3 protein-coding genes are annotated in these 1536 nt (G+C 25.3%); all 3 read right to left on the bottom strand.

Annotation, left to right across the window (positions count from 1 at the left end; all coding sequences use genetic code 11):
* Nucleotides 1–296: sugar phosphate nucleotidyltransferase (locus JG677_RS08070; RefSeq protein WP_200286121.1), on the bottom strand; the 296-nt coding region annotated here is incomplete at its 3' end.
* The gene (gene gmhA2 / locus JG677_RS08065; protein WP_200286120.1) at nt 293–880 is read right to left on the bottom strand and encodes a D-sedoheptulose 7-phosphate isomerase; all 588 of its coding nucleotides are present in this window, start codon (nt 878–880) and stop codon (nt 293–295) included. The genes gmhA2 and JG677_RS08070, both read right to left, overlap by 4 nt.
* 362 nt (nt 881–1242) lie before the next feature.
* Entirely contained in the window at nt 1243–1476 is a 234-nt protein-coding gene (locus tag JG677_RS08060; protein ID WP_200286119.1) for a hypothetical protein, read from the bottom strand.
* Between the last annotated feature and the right edge of the window lie 60 nt (nt 1477–1536).

The following is a 1536-nucleotide window of genomic DNA, read 5'->3' as shown; positions in this document are numbered from 1 at the left end:
GAATTTTCATTTACTAAATTTAAAGCTTGTTTTATAGCTCCACCAGTTCCTAAAGGTTTTTTTTCTATGCTATATTCTATTTTTATGTCTAAAAATTTATTTTTAAAGTGGTTTTTTATGATTTCATATTTGTAAGAAACAGCTAGAATAACTTCTTTGATATTTTGAGTTCTTAGATATTCAAAAATAAATTCTAAAAAAGGCTTACCATTGATTAAAGCCATAGGTTTTGGCACATCTTTAACTATGCTTTTAAGTCTTGTACCCAAACCTCCACAAAGGATAATAACTTTCAATGAAAACCTTTTCCAAAAAGCTCCTCTTCCACTATAGCACAAAGTATATGAGCTATTAAAATATGAGATTCTTGTATGCGCGGAGTGCAATTTGAAGGCACTTTGATACAATAATCACAAAGATCATTCATCTTTCCTCCGCTCTTTCCTGTTAAACCAACGCTTATAATACCTTTTTCTTTGCAAATTTCTAAGGCTTTTAATATATTAACACTATTTCCACTTGTTGAAATTCCTATGAAAATATCACCTTTTAAGCCTTGTGCTTCAAGCTGTCTTGAAAAAACTTTTTCATATCCATAATCATTTCCAATAGCTGTAAGTATGCTAGTATCTGTGGTTAATGCTATACTTGCAAGTCCTGGTCTATCAAAATAAAATCTACTTACAAGCTCCCCTGCAATATGCTGAGCATCAGCTGCACTCCCGCCATTTCCTGCTAATAAAGTTTTATTGCCATTTTTATAAGCTTTTATGATTTCTAAAGCCACTTTTTTAATAAGATTTAATAAATCTTCATCTTTTAAAATTTGCTCTTTTGTATCTATGCTTTCTTCAAAATGCTTTTTTATATAAGTTAGCATTTATTCTCCTTTAAAATTTATAAGCCTTAACTCTTTTGCACTTAAAATCACCGCTTTAAGCTTTGGTGCTAAACCTTACTTTTTAAAATTTAAAATTTCATTTTTAAAAACTTTTTCTTCAATAGCAAGTATAGTTATTATATATTTATATCTTTTAAACAACTTTAATTATATAAAAAATCCTTTCAAAGTCTTTTCTATTTAAGATTATAACATTATAAGCTTTTTACTTAAATATTAAAAATTAATCAATATCATTTAATCTTTGTTAAAATTCGAAAAAATATTTATATTTTTACTTTTTTGATATCTTAATCAATAACGTGCAATCATAGAAGAAATTAAAACAGTGAAGATAAGCGTTATAAAAAACTAACATTAATGATTTGATAATAATAAGCAACACTAGCTAAAACTATTCCTGGACCACCTCTTGCATTCATTGTTATAGTAAAATTAACTCTTGAAATATTAGAAATTTTTACAAAATTTATCCTATAAGCAAAAATTTTAATAAACGCACAAACACTAAGAAAAATATAAATATTATAAAAGAATTCATGGACTAAAAATTTTTTAAATTTAAAAATTCTCACTAATAATTTATAATATTTTTAAATTTTTAACAAAATTACAAAGATACTTTATCAATATAA

Origin of the sequence: Campylobacter sp. TTU-622 (assembly GCF_016598965.1) — a bacterium.
In the GTDB taxonomy this organism is placed as follows: Bacteria; Campylobacterota; Campylobacteria; order Campylobacterales; family Campylobacteraceae; genus Campylobacter_D.
Note: the sequence above shows the minus strand (reverse complement) of the source record. Positions and strands in the feature narration are given on the sequence as shown.